This is a genomic window from Paenibacillus sp. FSL H8-0079 (assembly GCF_037991315.1).
Classification (GTDB): Bacteria; Bacillota; Bacilli; order Paenibacillales; family Paenibacillaceae; genus Paenibacillus.
Map to the genome: position 1 here is coordinate 5,654,483 of NZ_CP150300.1, position 19,217 is coordinate 5,673,699.

Annotated in this window: 12 protein-coding genes; all 12 read right to left on the bottom strand. The window is 46.2% G+C overall.

What is annotated here, in order from left to right; genetic code table 11:
* Positions 1–11: 11 nt before the first annotated feature.
* Entirely contained in the window at positions 12–2,393 is a 2,382-nt protein-coding gene (locus tag MHI06_RS25340; protein ID WP_340399491.1) for a glycoside hydrolase family 95 protein, read from the bottom strand.
* Between the two features lie 189 nt (positions 2,394–2,582).
* Entirely contained in the window at positions 2,583–4,268 is a 1,686-nt protein-coding gene (locus tag MHI06_RS25345) for an ABC transporter substrate-binding protein (protein WP_340402184.1), read from the bottom strand.
* A 329-nt stretch (positions 4,269–4,597) separates the two neighbouring features.
* On the bottom strand, positions 4,598–6,301 hold the full coding sequence (locus MHI06_RS25350) for an ABC transporter substrate-binding protein (protein ID WP_169481452.1): 1,704 nt from the start codon (positions 6,299–6,301) through the stop codon (positions 4,598–4,600).
* A gap of 387 nt (positions 6,302–6,688) precedes the next feature.
* Complete coding sequence (locus MHI06_RS25355; RefSeq protein WP_169481451.1) at positions 6,689–8,377, bottom strand: ABC transporter substrate-binding protein; 1,689 nt, start codon at positions 8,375–8,377, stop codon at positions 6,689–6,691.
* A gap of 187 nt (positions 8,378–8,564) precedes the next feature.
* The gene (locus MHI06_RS25360) at positions 8,565–9,467 is read right to left on the bottom strand and encodes a carbohydrate ABC transporter permease (RefSeq protein ID WP_036606894.1); all 903 of its coding nucleotides are present in this window, start codon (positions 9,465–9,467) and stop codon (positions 8,565–8,567) included.
* Between the two features lie 15 nt (positions 9,468–9,482).
* Positions 9,483–10,466: a sugar ABC transporter permease gene (locus tag MHI06_RS25365; RefSeq protein ID WP_169481450.1), complete on the bottom strand. Its 984-nt coding sequence runs from the start codon at positions 10,464–10,466 to the stop codon at positions 9,483–9,485.
* Between the two features lie 279 nt (positions 10,467–10,745).
* On the bottom strand, positions 10,746–13,655 hold the full coding sequence (locus tag MHI06_RS25370) for a sugar-binding domain-containing protein (protein WP_340399492.1): 2,910 nt from the start codon (positions 13,653–13,655) through the stop codon (positions 10,746–10,748).
* A gap of 175 nt (positions 13,656–13,830) precedes the next feature.
* A complete protein-coding gene (locus MHI06_RS25375) occupies positions 13,831–15,429 on the bottom strand; it encodes a response regulator transcription factor (RefSeq protein WP_340399493.1) in 1,599 nt (532 codons plus the stop codon).
* Entirely contained in the window at positions 15,422–17,212 is a 1,791-nt protein-coding gene (locus tag MHI06_RS25380; RefSeq protein WP_340399494.1) for a sensor histidine kinase, read from the bottom strand. Before MHI06_RS25380 ends, MHI06_RS25375 begins: the two co-directional genes overlap by 8 nt.
* A 182-nt stretch (positions 17,213–17,394) precedes the next feature.
* Positions 17,395–17,628 carry an MFS transporter gene (locus tag MHI06_RS25385; protein WP_169481446.1) on the bottom strand — a complete coding sequence of 78 codons (234 nt, stop codon included), beginning with the start codon at positions 17,626–17,628 and terminating at the stop codon, positions 17,395–17,397.
* Between the two features lie 136 nt (positions 17,629–17,764).
* Positions 17,765–18,187 carry an OsmC family protein gene (locus MHI06_RS25390; RefSeq protein ID WP_036606882.1) on the bottom strand — a complete coding sequence of 141 codons (423 nt, stop codon included), beginning with the start codon at positions 18,185–18,187 and terminating at the stop codon, positions 17,765–17,767.
* 278 nt (positions 18,188–18,465) lie between these two features.
* Positions 18,466–19,212 carry an amino acid ABC transporter ATP-binding protein gene (locus MHI06_RS25395; protein WP_340399495.1) on the bottom strand — a complete coding sequence of 249 codons (747 nt, stop codon included), beginning with the start codon at positions 19,210–19,212 and terminating at the stop codon, positions 18,466–18,468.
* Positions 19,213–19,217: the final 5 nt, after the last annotated feature.

Sequence of the window (19,217 nt, forward strand, 5' to 3'; positions counted from 1 at the left end):
ACTCCTCCGTCTCATGATGACACGCGGATCGTCTGTCCTGCGGTCATGGTTAAAATAATTACATAATCGCCCTGAGGCGTAAGCTCTGCCTTGGCTTGTTCATTTCCTTCTACACGCAGCGGATGAGCACTGCGAATGGTCAGCGAGTCACTTCGGTCTGCTTTGATGACCGCTGACGCAAGCTTGTTGTCCGCCCATGTTATGCCCACTGTATAGCCACCTCTTGCACGAAGCCCTTCCACACGTCCTTGAGTCCAGAGGTCAGGCAATGCCGGAAGTAAATGTAACTCGTTCAAGTGACTCTGCAACAACATCTCGGCCATACCAGCCGTGCCTCCAAAGTTACCATCGATCTGGAACGGCGGATGATCGTCAAACAGATTCGGATGTGTGGATCGGGCCAGCAACGTACGCACAAACTGATGTGCCTGGCTGCTATCCAACAGTCGTGCATACAGGTTGATCAACCATGCACAGCTCCATCCTGTATGCCCTCCCCCTTGTGAAATACGACGTTCAAGCGATACCCTTGCAGCTTCCACAAGTTCCGGTGTGTGCACTCGATTGATCTGCTCTCCCGGATACAGTCCATACAGATGGGAGACGTGACGATGCCCTGGCTCGGATTCGGCAAAATCCTTAAACCACTCCAGCAATTGTCCTTCGCTCCCAATTCGGAATGGATAGAGTTTGCCCAGAGCCTCACTCCAATCGCTTGCCAACGACTCATCTATATTTAGTTGCTTCGAGGCCTCAATACAGCGGCTGAACAGTTCACGAATCAAGCTCATATCCATCGTTGAAGCCATGGATATACTGCGTGCCTCTCCAGTTTCCGTAAGGAACTTGTTCTCGGGTGATGTGGATGGGATCGTCACCAGATAACCTTCCGGTCCTTCCACCAGCCAGTCGAGACAGAAGAGTGCAGCCTCTTTCATGATCGGATAGGCACGTTCCTCAAGAAAACGCTGATCCCCGGTAAATTGGTAATGCTCCCATAGATGCGAGGTCAGCCACACGCCACCCATCGGCCAGAAAGCCCAGCTTGCATCACCGCCTGTCGGTGTCGAGGTTCTCCAGATATCCACGTTATGATGGGCAGTCCATCCACGAGCTCCATACAGAATCCGCGCTGTTCGGCGTCCTGTATCACTGAGATCCGTCAGCATATCAAACAATGGCTCATGACATTCACTGAGATTGCACACTTCTGCCGGCCAGTAGTTCATTTCGGTGTTGATGTTGATCGTGTAATCACTGTGCCATGGCGGCTCCACCTGATGGTTCCAGATTCCCTGCAGATTGGCAGGCTGGCTTCCAGGGCGCGAACTCGCCATTAACAGATATCTTCCATATTGAAAATAAAGTGCCTCCAGCCCAGGGTCTTGATCCCCTGCCTGATAGGCCTGAAGCCGCTCATCCGTAGGCAATTCGGCGTTAGCCGATACACCGAGATCAATAGAGACTCTGTTAAACAAAGCGTTATGATCTTCTACATGTCGTTCACGAAGGGCTTCCGTACCATGTGCGATTGCTTTAGAGATCGTATCCCTGCATTCCTTTTCCAGCACCAGGTTGTCCTTCACAGGCAACACATCGTAACTTTCAAAAGACGTAGCCGCCGCCAGATGGAAAACAACCTGATCAGCACCCTGAATATGCAGCTTGCCTTCCAGATTGGTGACCTTGGCCTGCTCGCCTGTTGCCGTAACTGCCACACGCACAGCATAAGCGGTTCCCCGATCCTCCTCATAGATGACGGATTCCGGGTGATCCCTGAAGTAATTGGACTCCACATGACTTGGGCACCGACTGAACATGGTGAGTGCATCTCCCGAAGTCTGAAGCTGATAAGGATGGGGACTGTCTAGCGTAATACTTACATTCACAGCACCCTTCCGATCAGCAGTCAATGTGCAGACCATCAGATCATCCGAAGCGCTGGCATATACTTCACGTACATAACGAGTTTCTTCCCATGAGTACGTCGTGGTGGCAATACCTGATTCCAGATCAAGCTCACGCTCAAATGAATCATACGAAAGATCATCCAGACCCTCATGGTTTAATAGGAAGTGACCCATCGGCTGATAGGCCTCCACATCACGACCTAGCATTTCACGGTTCAATAAATCCTCGGCTTCGCCATACTGCCCAGCCATAATCAACTCACGTGTCTGTTTTAAATACCGCTGACTACTGTATTGAATCGTATCCCGAGGAAATCCTGACCATAATGTATCTTCATTGAGCTGAATTCGTTCATCTGCTGCGCCACCGTACACCATGCCTCCAAGACGGCCGTTTCCGATGGGCAATGCTTCTTCCCAGCGTTTTGCCGGTTGTCGATACCATAGACGATTGATTTTAGTTTGGTTATTGTGTTGGGACATGATTAGCTCCTGTTCCTAAATAAGCTGTATTATTCTCGATGACATAAAACGTTTTCGGTAAGTGCTTACAATAAGAAAATTATATGTGATTTCAAAATTTGCGTCAATGCAAATCATCACAACATCCACAAAAAAAAGGCCCCATATAGGGCCTTTCCTTGTGTAACCATGGATTGCAGACAATCTATATTATTTTACGTCTTTTCCTGTCCACAGAGAGACACGTTCCTTAACCCAAACCGTAAATTGTTTCTCCATTTCAACTGCACCCGCTTTGTCCAAATCAGCCAGTAAAGCATCATAGGTTGCATCAAAGTTTGCTGGTGTAGTCAGAACAGCTTCCGGAATCCGTTTGCGGATGATATCCTGCGTTTTCTGGAAAGTTACTTCATAGTCTGTACCGGAAGGTACGGACATGTTATACGCTGCGCCCCAATCCTTAACTGGCAGATCTTCTTCAGCCGGATAGAACTCTTTCCATGTCGTAATCCCGTAAGCTTTCAGTGTTTCTTTCTCAGCAGCTGTGTAACCAGCTACAATCTGCTCAGGGAAGTTCGTTGTGTAGTAGTTATCGGTAGAATCTTTCACACCGTCACCGTATCTTGCACTAAATACATTATACATTCCAATTCCTGTTTCCTTGCTGAAATTGGAGTTGTCATTTGTTTTTCGATCTTGAACTTCATCTGGGATAACGCGTTGACCATCTTCTACGTTGTAGTGTTCGCCTTCAAGACCCCAGTTTCTCAATACCTGGCCTTCATCGGAAGCAAGCCAATCCATGAATTTAATGATACGCACTGGATCTTTGGCAGAAGTTGTGATCCCGATGCCATAACCGTCAAATCCGGCTGGTTGGAACGTGTGATCCACAATTTCATCGTTAAGTGATACAGAGAAGTGAGCATATGTGGCGTCATCTTTGCCCGATGATTTAAGTGCGTTCTCCGCTTCTTGATAATTCCACTCTTGGTCAATCAGACCGAGGACACGGCCACTTGCAATTTTAGACTTATATTGGTCATCCTTTTGAACAAATGCATCTTTGTCCAACAGGCCTTCATTGTACATTTTGTTCAACCAACGGAAATATTCTCTTTCCTCTGGACGTTTGTAGTGTAGTTTTGCTTCATACGTTTCAGGGTCAATGTAATATTCACCATCATCCGGTGCACCTGTTGCCTGGAAAGCTGGATTCGTTACCGTAATCATGATCTTCCAGTCATCTGCATTCAATGTCAATGGAATGGTTGGCTGACCATCAATCGTTGGATGTTTTTCATAATAAGCTCTGAGTACGTTCTCGTAATCCTCAAGTGTCTTCACTTCAGGGTACCCAAGCTCTTTCAATACTCTTTGCTGAATTTCAAATCCACCTGTAGCGTCAAACGTAACATTATCGACACCCATATTGGTTGGAATGGTATATATCGCTTGATCTTCAAGACTGTATTTCAAACGGTTCATCTGTTCTCCATAGATTTTTTTCAGATTGGGAGCATGCTCCTCAATCAGATCCGTGAGATCCAGCATCGCGCCTGCATCCACAAGCTTAGATAAGTTACCTTTAGGGTAGATCATATCAGGAAAGTCACCACTGGCAGCCATAAGCGCAATCTTCTGGTTACCACCATCGTTTACATCATACTCTGCTTCAATGGTAACGCCTGTTTGCTCCGTAATCTTTTTACCAACAGCATCTTGCATCTTGTTCCAGGTTGGACTAGCATCCGCCCCGAAGAATGTAACTGTGACCGGTTCGGTTCCGCTGGACTCCGAAGTCTCTTTGGTTCCCGAATTCCCACAGCCAGCTGTGACCAACATTGCACTTGCGAGCATCAACATTGCAAACGTCTTGGGTGTATTACCTTTCATTTTGCCTCTCATTGTCTAGTTCCCCCTATTATTTATGAAGGTTTTATCTGTATAACAGGCTTATGCCTGAGGATACCACTTTTTTGAATGCGCTTTCGATACAGTCCATTATGGCTTTTTGTAAAGCTAGCGTCTCCATCGGTTTAAGCGATAAAACATTCTGCTAACAAGCATAAAACGTTTTCGCAATAACTATAAAACGCTTACTGAAAGTGCTTACATGATAGATTATATGCTATCCACCACCCTACGTCAACAACAAAAAAAGCCCTTTCTCAAGGGCTTTTTTTGAAATGAAAACCATTGGCTTTTATGCCTTGTTTTCAATCTTATTTCACATCTTTTCCAGTCCACAGCGCAACACGTTCTTTGATCCAAACCGTATATTGTTTCTCCATTTCAACTGCACCCGCTTTATCGAGTTCAGCCAGGAGACTGTCATATACGCTGTCGAAGTTCTCAGGTTTGGCAAGGATGGCTTCCGGAATCCGTTTACGGATGATATCCTGCGTTTTCTGGAACGTTACGTTGTAATCCGTGTCGGAAGGTACAGGCATGTTATATGCTGCGCCCCAGTCTTTCAGTTTCAGTTCATCTTCAGAAGGATAGAAATCTTTCCAAGTTGTAATACCATATGCTTTCAACGTTTCCTTCTCTGCTGGTGTGTAACTTGCTTGGATCTGTTCAGGGAAGTTCGTTGTGTAGAAGTTGTCTGTAGCATCTTTTACCCCATCACCGTATCTTGCGCTGAATATGTTGTACAATCCAACTCCCGTTTCTTTGGTGAAGTTCGAGTTGTCATTCGTTTTGCGCTCCTGAACCTCGTCAGGAATGATACGTTTGCCATCTTCTACGTTGTAGTGTTCGCCTTCAACACCCCAGTTTCTCAATACTTGACCTTCATCGGAAGCGAGCCAATCCATAAATTTGATGATACGAACCGGATCTTTGGCTGACGTTGTGATCCCGATACCATAACCATCAAATCCGGTTGGTTGGAACGTATGATCCACAATGTCCTTGTTCAGGGACACGGAGAAGTGAGCATATGTGGCGTCATCTTTGCCCGCTGCTTTGAGAGCATTTTCAGCTTCACCATAGTTCCAGTCCTGGTCAATCAGACCGAGTACACGACCACTTGCAATTTTGGATTTGTATTGATCATCTTTTTGAACAAAAGTATCTTTGTCGAGCAGTCCTTCATTATACATTTTGTTCAACCAACGGAAATACTCTTTTTCCTCAGGACGTTTGTAGTGAAGCATTGCTTCATACGTTTCAGGGTTAATGTAATATTCACCATCATCCGGTCCACCTGTTGCCTGGAAGGCAGGGTTCGTTACCGTGATCATGATCTTCCAGTCATCTGCATTCAATGTCAGCGGAATGGTTGGTTGACCATCGATTGTTGGATGTTTTTCATAATACGTTCTAAGAACGTTCTCGTAATCCTCAAGTGTTTTCACTTCAGGATATCCCAGCTCTTTCAAGACTCTTTGCTGGATTTCGAAACCGCCACCTGCATCAAATGCAACGTTATCTACACCCATATTCGTTGGAATAGCATAGATCGCCTGATCATCCAGACTGTATTTCAAACGATTCATCTGCTCACCATAGATTTTTTTCAGGTTTGGTGCATGTTCTTCAATCAGGTCAGTCAGGTCCAGCATTGCGCCTGCATCCACTAGCTTCGACAAGTTACCTTTAGGAAAGATAATATCAGGGTAATCACCGCTGGCAGCCATTAAAGGAATCTTTTGGTCGCCACCATTATTCACATCATACTCTGCTTCAATTGTAACACCTGTTTGTTTGGTGATCTCTTGGCCCACTGCATCTTTCATGTTATTCCAGCTTGGACTTGCATCTGCACCAAAGAATGTAAAGGTTACCGGGGTGGTCGTATCTCCAGAATCAACCGGCTTTTCTGAAGCGGTAGTTCCTCCTCCACTGCCGCTGCATCCTGCTGTAATTGCAAGAGCACTGGCTAACAGAAGCATTGCGAATGTTTTTGGTGTTTTGCCCTTCATGTGTAATCCCCCTTATGGATATAATGAAGCTGTATATTTGTATAACAGGCTGACCTGCACATACCGTGACCAGATGAAACGAATGTAACATTTTTGTTTATCTAACATTAAAAGCGCTTTCTTAATGACAGTGAATGGATCTTCCAACACTTTAGTTCACTCGTCAACCTCTCAGTTGCCTTTGAACAAATCGGACAGGTTGTATGTCGTTTCCCCTGATGTACAAGTAAATGTAAGTGCTTTCATAATTGAATAATAATCGCTCCCATAGTCCTTGTCAATAGCGAATATACAAAATTGAAAACGTTTTTTGGAAAACGTTTTAGATATATAAAAGAACCCGGTTTCCCGGGTTCTTTCTCCGTTTGAATCTGACCAAACACCTGCTTATTTAGCTTCTTCGCCGCTCCACAATTGAACACGGTTTTGGACAAGCTCAGTGTATTGTTTTTCCATATCCTCTGCTCCTGCTTGGTTCACTTCTGCAATCATGCCGTCATAGATGGCATCGAACTGTTCAGGAGTACTCAGAATGGCTTCCGGTATACGTTTCCGGATGATATCCTGTGTTTTCTTGAAGATGACGTTGTAGTTAGAGTCACCTGGTGTTGGCAGATTGTATGCTGCTCCCCATGGTTTGATTGGGAACTCATCTTCACTTGGGAACAGGTCTTTCCACGTAGTAGCACCGTATGCTTTGAGTGTTTCTTTCTCTGCATCGGAATATGCTGCTACGATCTGTTCAGGGAAATTCGTAGTGTAGTAGTTATCCGTTGAATCCTTCACACCGTCTCCATAGTGACCGGACATATTGGTGTACAGTCCGATACCCGTTTCTTTCTGGAATACGGCTGCATTATTGGTTTTCTGGTCCTGAATGTCGGCAGGAATCACACGTTTGCCGTCCTTCACTTCATACTGTTTTCCTTCAATTCCCCAGTTCATCAGCACTTGCCCTTCTTCAGAAGCCAGGTAATCGAAGAATTTAATCGTACGAACCGGATCAGGATTCGTTGTCGTAATCCCTACACCCCAACCGGATACAAAACCAGGATCTTGGAAGGAATGATCCTTGATATCCTCTGACAGGGTTACCGGGAAGTGTGAATACGTTGCTTCCGTCTTGCCTGCGGATTTCAATGCATTTTCTGCATCGGAATATCCCCAATCCTGGTCAATGACACCCAGAACACGTCCACTTGCAATTTTGGATTTGTATTGGTCTGTTTTTTGGATGAAGCTGTCCTGATCAAGCAATCCAGTGTTATACATATGGTTCAACCAGCGGAAGTACTCTTTTTCCTCTGGACGTTTGTAATGCAGACTTGCTTCATACGTCTCTGGATCGATGTAGTATTCACCGTCATCCGGTGCACCTGTTGCTTGGAAGGCAGGGTTCGTTACGGTAATCATGATTCTCCAATCATCCGCGTCCAGTGTTAACGGGATGGTTGGCTGACCATCAATCGTTGGGTGTTTCTCTTTGTACGCCTTCAATACATTCTCGTAATCCTGAAGTGTACGTACTTCCGGGTATCCGAGTTCTTTCAGTACACGGTGCTGAATACCAAATCCGCCACCTGCATCAAAGTACTTTTGGTCTACCGCATAATACGTTGGTAAGACATAAATAGCCTGATCTTCATTACTGTATTTCAACCGGTCCATGTAATTACCATACAGCTTCTTCAGATTGGGAGCATATTGGTCGATCAGATCTGTCAGATCGAGCATTGCCCCGGCATCCACCAGTTTGCTAAGTTCTCCTTTGGGTGACACGATATCCGGATAGTCTCCGCTCGCTGCCATTAAGGATATTTTATCTTGACCACCACTAACGGCAAATTCACCGTTAAGGGTTATCCCTGTTTTTTCTGTAAGGACTTTGCCGATTTCATCCTTCATGCCATTCCAGTTCGGACTGGGATCGACACTAAAGAAATCGAACGTAAGTGGAGTTGTCTCTGCGCTTGTATCCTTAAAGGACGTATCACCGCCACTTCCTCCACCGCAACCTGCGAGCAAAGACATCGCAAGCACTGGAGCCAGTGCAATCTTCATTTTGGAACTTGCCATAATGGTAATCCTCCCTGTTTCATATGTCTGTTTTGTCCGGGACTTTTTTGTCCCTGTCTATAGCCTCATGAATACCACGCCGCAGCCCTATACGGTGAAGCGCAGACCACATGGCTGCGCTTCGGGTATCCTGATGCTTCATTTGTAGATGTACGGCCGCTCTATGTGGCAGCCTGTACCCACTTGTTTAACCTTTTACTGCGCCCAATGTCATACCGCCAACAAAGTACTTTTGAAGGAATGGATATACAATGAGGATTGGAACCGTTACAACGATCGTAATCGCCATTTTGATCGATTCCGGTGAAATCTGTGTCATTTGCTGCGCCATATCATTCGCATTTCGTCCAGCACCTGAGCCTTGCTGCGTACTTTGCAATACTTTCATCAGCTCATATTGGAGCGTGGTCAAATGTGCCTTTGAACCATTATACAGGTACGTATCGAACCATGCATTCCATTGACCTACAGCCAGGAACAATGCGATGGTAGCAAGCACTGGTTTACACAGTGGCAAGATGATTCTGTAATAGATTGTAAAGTCATTCGCTCCGTCCAGCTTCGCGGATTCCTGCAATGAGTATGGCAGGCCATCAATGAATGAACGGATGATGAATACGTTAAATGCACTGATCATACCAGGCAATACATATACCCAGAATGTACCGATCAGGTTCAAGTCACGCATCAGAATGTACACCGGAATCAGACCACCGGAGAAATACATCGTGAGCGCGAGCGTTGTGGAAACAAATTTTCTAAGTCCAAAATCAGGTCTGCTCAGTGTAAAGGCGATCATAGAGGAGCTGATCAATCCAAGCACGGTACCTACAAGTGTACGCAGAATGGAGATCTGCAAACCTTGTAGCAATCCATCATATTGGAAAATCGTTTTGTAGTTCTGTAATGTGAATTCGCGAGGCCACAAGTAAATTCCGCCACGTACTGTATCTGTCGAGTTATTGAGTGAGATAGCTAGTACGTTAAGGAATGGATAAAGTGTTACAACCAGCACCATGGTCATCGCGAGGATGTTGAATATATCGAACAGTTTATCGCCCCGAGTAGCATTGAATGCTTTGTTCGCCATAATGTCGTCCCCTCCCTACATGATGCTTTCTTTTGTGAATTTTTTGAACAAGCCGTTCGCAGTAAACAAGAGGATGATACTGACAACGGAGTTGAATATACCTATGGCTGTACCATATGAGAATCGTCCCATATTCAAACCATAATTGAGCGCGTATAGATCAAGTACTTCCGAGTAGTCTGTGACCAGACTGTTGCCAAGCAAGAACTGCTTCTCGAAACCGATACTGATCAGATGCCCAATCGACATGATGAAAAGTACAGAAATCGTGGTCCGTATGCCAGGCAGCGTAATATGCCACATCTGTCTCCAGCGGTTAGCTCCATCTACACGGGAAGCTTCATACAGCTCATTGTCGATACCTGTAATCGCCGCCAGATAGATGATGGCATTCCAACCGGTTTCTTTCCACATATCTGAAGCGGTTACAATGTACCAGAACAAGTTACCCTTGGCCATGAATTGGATCGGTTGATCAATAATGTTCAGTCCTACCAAGAGATCGTTGATAATCCCTCCATCGGTGGAGAGCATCTTCGTAATGATCCCGGCTACAACGACCCAGGATACAAAGTGAGGCAGATATGATACCGTTTGCACGGCACGCTTGAAGAACATGCCTTTCATTTCATTTAAGAGAATAGCGAAGAAAATCGGCACGATAAAACCAACAACTAGTCCCATCAAGCTCATTGCAAGCGTATTCCGAAGTACCAGATAGAAACGATCATCACTGAACAGCTCTACAAAGTGTTTAAAGCCAACCCACTCTTGATCACCAAATGATCTGGCAGGTTTATAGTTTTGGAAAGCCATCGTCCATCCCCATAGTGGCAGATAGTTAAATACGAAAACCCAAGCTACGAATGGCAATGACATGAGATAGAGATATTTCTGCTGCTTCATTCTGTCCCAAATTCCGTTCCGCCGATTCTTTAAAGGCGGTTTGGGGTCACTGCTTCTGTTCGCGGAAGCGGATTTTTTTGTTAGCGTTTCCATCTCCGTTCCCCCTCCTCTGTTTTATAAAATAATCATACTCGATAGAGCGTTTTCAAAATACCATCTGGATTTTAGAGAAAATCATATAAAAATTAGATATAGACATATATAATCAGACATTAATTAGTTAAAATCAGTGATAATTCATACTTCACACTGCAATAAAAGTAATATAAAGGTAAATATCTATCTTAAATGGTAAATATCGAAAACGTTTTATAGTAATCGTTTACTTCAACGAAACAGCATGCAAAAAGGACCCTTTCAGGTCCTTGTGAATTACAATGTAAATTGAATCGTTTGCAGTTTAGCGATCCCGAGCAGTTGCGCAACAGATATGGAGGTTGCCGGTTGAAAGTGGTCTCCATGCAGATATGAAAGGATCTCCTGAAATAAGTAGGCGACTTCTGGACGCTTCATTAAAGACAGGTTAGTAAAAGGAAGTGTGGATACCAATATCCTGCCCTTTCCTACTTTTGCTTCAAAGGCATAAGCAAGTCGTTTGGCCCGATGGAAATGGTCCACTACTTCAATCAGCGGCTCTACCCCGTGCAATGTATCCAAACATATCGCTGGTGTACCGTTCACCAGGTGATACCAATGCCAGTCTGATGCCCCATCATGCGGGAAGGAGCCCAATAGTGGTACCTGATCCCTCAAAACCATACCCATCGTTGCACCAGGCTGTGTAGCGAACATGAGGTAATTCCAGAATACAGGCAGGTACTTGGTATCCACTGAATCATATAGCGCTTCTGAAGTTGGCTGTAACCACACACTCCCCCCGTTGACCACATAATCAACGACATTGGGTGTTAACGATTGAACGATAACCAAGTCAATCTCCCGATTTTTCAACAAACGAAATCCATCGATGTGATCTACGCAATCATCATGCGCTTCACCCAGGAATGGCTGCAACTCTGCTACGGTATTCCAAATACGCTTCGAACCCGGATGGGATTGATAAAAAGGAAAAGACCAGCCATGCCATACATTGGCTACATGTCTCTCCGAATCGCCTGACCGTAACTCTGCCTCGATCCGAAAAGCTGCTGCTGCTTCACGAGGTGCAGTAGTGACGATGCTTCCCAATGACATGACGGACCCACATTGGATATCTCCGGTTTTCCATTCTCCTTCGGTAAGTATCACATCATCGCTAATCAACTTCCACAGTATGGATGTGCCCTCAAGCGGATCTTTCCCATAGTGAGAGATGCGTACATCGACATGAATAGGTTCTCCGGCGTAGAATGTACGCTCCTTACAGCTTAACAACAGGACCATATCCGCATTGAAACGCATGAATTCTTCAGGTGTTGTAATGCCTTTGTCGTCCCAGAATACGTCCAGAATGCCTGTCGTAGCATGTCCCTGACCCGGAAAATCGCGGATGTCCAGCAGCTGTACGCCCGCAGCGTCCGGTGTTCGTCGAATCCGCTCCATGGCTTCTTTTAAGGAACGCACCAGATGTATACCGCTGGCCTGTTGAAAATGCTCCAGGTCCGCCATCATTCCTTTGTTAGACAACGATTCTTCGATCGGTCCTAACCAACTGGGGCGCAGAACGCCAGTATACTTGGCTCGCTCTTGGGGCCGCACATACATGGTGAACTGTGCATGTTCGTGTCCAATAACAGGTTGCTCTGCAAGCCGGGTGACTGCATGATAATCCAGCGTGGTATCCGGTACAGCTGATATAGTGGACTCCAGTGGGGGATGCCAGTTCAACGACTGAATATAATAATCTGCTTCCCGCCCTTGCGCCGGAAGCTGTCCAAAACCTGTATTGTCCGTATATAACCGAGTCGGGTCCATATCCCTTGCCCTCGATACCAAGGCATTGAGTTCAGGATGGCCATTCGGACCAATCAGTTCATTCCCCATGGAGAACATGACGAATGAAGGATGTCTGTGCAGTGACTGGAGCAACCCGTCCAGTTCTTGTGTCAGATAGGACAACACTTCCGCTGGCGCAGGATGATCAGGTTGCTCAAAGAAACGAGACCAATGTGGAAGTTCTGCTTGCACCAGCATGCCCTCTTCATCAGCTGCGTCCCAGAATGGTTCTGGTGCACTCCACCCATGCAGACGGACATGGTTGAATCCGTATGATCTGGCGACTCGAAACTGTTGAAGATAATGCTCCTTATCCCAGACGGGATAACCCGTCAGTGGAAAGATACAGCAATCAACGTACCCGCGAAGATACACCGGCGTTCCATTCAATTCAAGCTGCTTCCCATTTGTTGCAAAGGAACGAACACCAAATGATTGCTTCTGCTGGTCTAGTTCCTGTTCACCGTCATGCAGACGGACAACTGCTCTGTATAATTCAGGGGATTCATCCGACCATCTTGCGATAGACATCTCTGGCCCTAGTTCCAATCGCCACTGGTCTATTACTGCGTTGTTCCTAGCTGGAACTACTGAATTTATATCAACATGCGCAGGACCACTCAGCTCCACATGACAACTGTAACGATCAAGCCATGTGCCATCCGGATGCTGGATATCCACATGCAATTGCATGGCTTTAGCCAATCCATTCGCGGGAGCGCTTACAGTACAATCAACCAGAATGGCTCCATTTTCAGCATCTGGTTGAATGCGTAACGTCTGTACTCGGCATGGGGGCAGAATGTCCAGATAAACACCACCCGTGATTCCACCCCAGGCTGTGGCTGTATGCAATGAATGAATATGGCTGCCAGCCAGCGGAAGTTTCATCGTATTATCCACGCGGATCTCTATCCGATTAACTTCTCCCTGCTTCACCAGAGAGGTAACTTCCCACTGCTGTTGATTCACCAGACTATCTTGCTGTCCGGCATACTGCCCATTGATCCAAAGATTTGTGGTCCAGCGGACCCCTTCCAATCTGAATACATACTGGCAGTCAGAATCGTCTGATGGAACATGAATATCCTGAGCATACCAGGCTGAGCCTTCATACTCACGTACCTTGGTCCAGGTATCTAGTCTTTCGTATTCAGGCTCATCTCCATATCCTTGCTCTTCCCATGAACCGGAAATCTGAATGGCTTCCCAGACTGTGTCCTCACGTAGTGAAGGCAGAACTATCTTTTGTTCAACGAGTTTGTCAGACTCCAGTTCCAAACGAAACTGCCATGTTCCATTTAAGTTCAATGTATGACGTACAGCACCTATATCAGACAAATTCATATCGTATAGCCATCCCTTCATCTGGAATCTTGTAAATCCAGTCTAAGATGTGAAGCATTCCGTGACCATTGCTTATCATGGGAAGTGCATGGACAATATGATGAATCTGGAGTATGTCCAGAAAATCCGAAAACGTTTTATACAATGAGCATGGGCAAAGCCCATTACTTCGTACTTATTCTTCGTTTATATCAGTAGCCGAGTCTTTGGCAAGGGATTGTGTTCTTGCTTGTTTGTAAGCGGACGGGGATTCCCCTACATACTTCTTGAACTTACCGTGGAAATAGTCCACGTTCGCATATCCCACTCTCGCCGCGACCTGATGGACCTTCAGTCCTTCATCCAACAATTCCTTGGCTTTCTCCATACGCACCTTGTCCAGAAATACATTGAAGTACTCTCCTGTATGATTCTTGAACAACTTGCCGAGGTAACTGCTGTTATAGTTAAACACTTCTGCCAGTACTTCGAGCTTGAGATTTTCACCAGGATTACGCTGGATAAATTCAATCATCTGTTTCAGTACAGTATCCTTGCTGCCTCCACCCATACGTTGAATAAGTCGATTCAAGTGTTCAGCCGTCATGACTTTGAGATCAGGCATCGTGAATTGGTGATAGACTTCGTTAATCAGAACCGAATGTTCTTGCATAATGGAGTGCATATGTTGATTCGTCGCTGCGAGCTTGTTGATTGCCAGGGAAAATACCTGTGAGAACGCCGTCTTAATGGCTTGCTCTGTACGATGATATGGAACCAGACGCTCTTCCATCTCACCTAGTACTCGCATGACTGATTCACTACTACGGATGTCCAAGGCATAATACAGCTTGTCCGCGAGTTCTTCCTCATCTGGTTCATGCGTTCCATCTACAGCTTCGACTCTTGGCTCACTAACGTCTTCGCTTTCGCTACCTTCATTCCATAGAATAATGCGCTGCTCCGTGAACAAAAATCGTTCCCCAAGTGTGCGATTGGCCTGCGTGTATGACCGCGCAATCTCAGCCGTGGAATGTACTGGTTCTCCTGCAGCACCATACATGTGAATATCCCATTCTCCCAGTAGCCCTTCCAGCTCAACATATAGATTCCTTGCAGATGACTCGGATGTGATCGTTTCCTTACTTAACAGACCCAGACCAGAATGGAATGAGAATACGATGCCTCGATCTTTCTGGTCAAAAGCTTCAATCAGTTTGCGTTTCATAACACTGCCCCGTTGCAGATCTGGCGCCGAATGTATCTCAAGCAGCACAATCTGATAGTGAGGCCAGTGCAGACCCAAGCTATCATCTTCCATGCTGCCTGCACCCTCCAGACTATCAAAGAGCAAAGCCTCAATCTGATGCTCCCTATAGGCGGTATCCTCACCTGCATGACGTGCCAGCGTCTCCCGTTCACGGGTCAGGATCGTAGCAATACGCTCCAGCTCACCAATAATCTCTTCCTCATCCACAGGTTTGAGCAGATAACCATCCACACCGAAACTGATGGCTTTTTTGGCATAATCAAAATCCGCATATCCGCTCAATATCAAAAAGTGCGAATCCGGATGATTCCGGCGCACTTCTTCAATAACATCCAGCCCGGTCATCCCGGGCATACGAATATCAATAATCGTCAGATCAGGCTCCAATTCCTCAAACCGGGAGATGGCCTCACGCCCGCTGGCAGCTGTAGCGATAACCTGAAATCCGTATTTTTCCCACTCGATAATGGTGGTCAGTCCCTCACGTATGCTCGGTTCGTCATCCACCAAAAATACTTTATACATGTTGGTCCCCTCCTGCTGGCAAAGTGAAAGAAACCTCTGTTCCTTCCCCATATACACTCGTAATCTGCAATCCATATGGCTCCCCGTACGTCAGTGTTAAGCGTTGATGTACATTACGCATGCCGATCCGACTCTTCTCCTGTTCCTCTGGTCCACAGATGAACTGCACTACCTCAGCCAGTCGTTCTGGCGTTATGCCTGCACCATCGTCATCCACACGGATCTGCACAATGTTCTCTACTAAACGAATACTTATATTCACACGAACTGTACCCTCTTTGTTCTCCAGACCATGAACAATCGCATTCTCAACCAGAGGTTGAATAATCAAAGGCGGAATGTACATCTTCTCCACCTCAGGATCGATATGGATCTGGAACGCAAGTCGGTCGCCGTAACGAAATTTCTGAATTTCTAAATAGGAACGTACCATCTCAAGTTCAGCCCGGAAGGTTGTTTTTCCACTGCCAATCTCCAGACTCTTGCGCATCAGCTTGCCCAGCAGCCTGACGATGTTGGCAATCTCTGCTTCTCCCTTAATATGCGCTTTCATGCGAATGGACTCCAAAGCATTAAACAAGAAATGAGGATTGATTTGGCTCGCCATCATTTTCAGTTTAATCTCTTTCTGGGCGATTTCCAATTGATTGTTCTGTTCGGTCGCTTCTACCACCTGCGTCATGAGTTCATTGATACTTTTCACCATATAGTTAAACTGTCGTGACAGTTGTCCGATCTCATCGTTGCCATCAATTCTCGAAGTCACGTTCAGGTCGCCTAATGCAAGCTTGTTAAGGTGTTTACTCAGACGCAGCAATCGGTTCGAAGTGAGGAACGAGATGATATATACGAATAATAGGGCGATAACCAGCACAAGGATAATAAAAATCATGCCGATCATGCTAACGGTGTTGGCGTCTTTGACTATATTTTTGGTGGCAAAAACCGAAATAACCTTCAGGCTGTTCATGCTCGATCCAGGGCCCAGTTCATCAATAACAATGTTGGAGGGTTCCCCCTGAAAGTCAGCTTCTATGGTGCCTTTAGCCTGATTCTGCAGATCGACGCCAAAATCAAGTTCGTTCAGCGTTTTACCGACCAGCTCGGTATTCTTGGCTGCAACCACATAGCCCTGCTCATCCGTAATCAACGTCTCGAACTGCTCTTGACGCAACAATCCATTCAGCTCATCCTGATTGATCACAATCATCAGCACACCCTCAGTCCGATATTCGGCAAAAGGTACTTTGCGTACCAGGCTAAGCTTGTGTACAGGATTATCTCCCTTGTCTGGAATGTAAAACCACCCGATGCTGGTCGTTTTCAATGCCTGCTGATACCAGTAACTCTCTTCGGTCTGCTTGTCTACCGGGATGAATTCGAGGTTGTTGATCAGTGTCGGATTGGTCGAGTAAAACCGAATGCCGGCAACTTCACGGTACAGACGCCTGTATTCTTGAAAATCTTTGTATGCGAGATAAGCCGACGTCAGCTGCACAACACTCTCGTAACGTTTATTCACGATCTCCTTGAGATCCGCATTAAACATTAAAAGGTTGGATATGTCGGTTGGCACACGCAGCATGGTTGCCGTCTGGCTCTTGATCTTGTCCACATTGATGATCGTCTGCCCAATCGCGTTATCCAGGGCTTGCTGGCGAAAATAACTGGTCACCGCCAGACCGACAATCAGGACCGGAATCATGACAACCAATACATAGGAAATGAGCAATTTATGCTTTAATTTGAGATTATTCGTGGTTCGTATTAACCTTTTAAACATGTCTGCACCTTCCGTCGTCTGTATAAGCGCTTACATATAAAGAGCAGGATCAGGATGCCCTGTCCTTTTAATTCATCATACCACATAACCGCGAAAATTCGGATTGTCATCTAACCTCTAACAGAAGAGGCCGCCATTAACATGGCGACCGGGCTTACCGAATTATTTCTGCTGACAGAAGTTTAGTGACTCCTAGATGGGCGAAATCCATATCCTTTGGCACGCCATGCAACAATCAAAGCCACCAGTGATAAAACCAAGATGGCCCAGTTAAATGACGAAGCTCCCCATTGATTCAGAAGAACACCTCCCACCATTCCCCCAAGGGCAATAGCCAGATTCCAAACGGTTGTATTAATCGGCATGACGAGATCCACACCCTGTTCGCCCGTAGCTTGAGCAAGTGCAGTCTGCAACAGGGTAGCCGCACCGCCAAATGTCAGACCCCATCCAGCCTGACTTTACTTACGAACTGTTGATGGGTTAGAAACACCAAAAAGACACTCCCACGATTGGAAGTGCCTGCTCAGTGTAGAATTTGTACGTGTGCTGTTAAGGACGAGGTGTGCTTACTCCATTCAGAATCAGTTTCGGATGAATATCGGCGCTCAGCGAAGCGGAGACTGCACAATATTTCTCTTCGGCCATTTGGATGGCTTTCCAGATGCGATAATCCGGGATATCTCCATCGACCTTGAAGATCAGATCAATGGATGTGAAACCTTTAGGCATCTCTTCGCTTCGTGTGCCTTGCGCTTCAATCTCAATCGATTCAATTTTGTCCAGGAAAGCGTCCAAAATCATCGTGATATCGATTCCCATACAGCCGCCGAGACCAGCGAGTAACAATTCCATCGGGGTCGCACCCTTGCTGTCACCACCATAAGCAGCAGTGGCATCCATACCAACGGCGTAGCCAGAGGGTCCTTCGGAAGTAAACGCGCGTTTGCCTTTCCATACGGTTGTTACATTCATGATGTTATCCTTCTTTCTTACAATAGTTTAAGTTCAAGCGAAAAAGGTTTGCACTTGCCACTCCGATGACAGAATAACCTTCCGATCGCTGTTATCCCCAGATTTTTTTGATTCCCTTCTTCAAGGGGAAAATCAGGGGATAAAGGCGCACGCTCCGCTTCTTCAGGTTTCTTCTGTCCTCTCCGTTCTTGTGCAAAAAGTTTAGTTGAACTGATATCGTTCATGACCTTAAATACCCGCTCCGAGTACGTTCGTTCATCCGATCGCTGTTATCTTTATCAAAATTCAGTAATTTGTTGCAAGAAACGACGGGTGCGTTCCTGCTTCGGCTGTTCAAAGAACGCCTGTGGACTTGCCTCTTCCACGATCGATCCATCCGCCATAAAGACGATTTTGTTCGCCACATTCCGGGCAAACTTCAATTCATGTGTCACGACGAGCATCGTCATGCCTTCCTCTGCCAGCTCCTTCATTACGGAAAGCACCTCTCCGACAAGTTCAGGGTCAAGGGCTGAAGTAGGCTCATCAAACAGCATCACTTCCGGTTCCATCGCGAGTGCACGTGCAATGGCGACTCGCTGCTGTTGTCCACCGGACAATCGGGATGGATACGCATCCTGCTTGTCAGAGAGCCCAACCCGATCCAGCAGAATCCGGCCGCGTTCGGCCGCTTCGTCACGTTTGATTTTTTTCACCGTAACTAGGCCTTCCATCACATTGCCCAGCACTGTCTTGTGCGGATACAGATTGAACTGCTGAAATACCATGCCGGTCTGGCGACGAATCTCTAGTACCCGTGCACGTTGGACTCGCAGCGGATCTGCGCTGTTGACCACAACACCGTTCACTTCAATCTGTCCTCCGGACAACTCTTCCAGTCCATTCAGGCAGCGCAGCAAGGTACTCTTGCCGGAGCCACTCGGTCCGAGCAATACAACAATATCTTTGGCATCGACATGCAGATCGATGTTCGTAAGTACTTCGTTCTTTTGAAAACGTTTGGTAAGTCCGGTTGTTGTAATCATCGCTT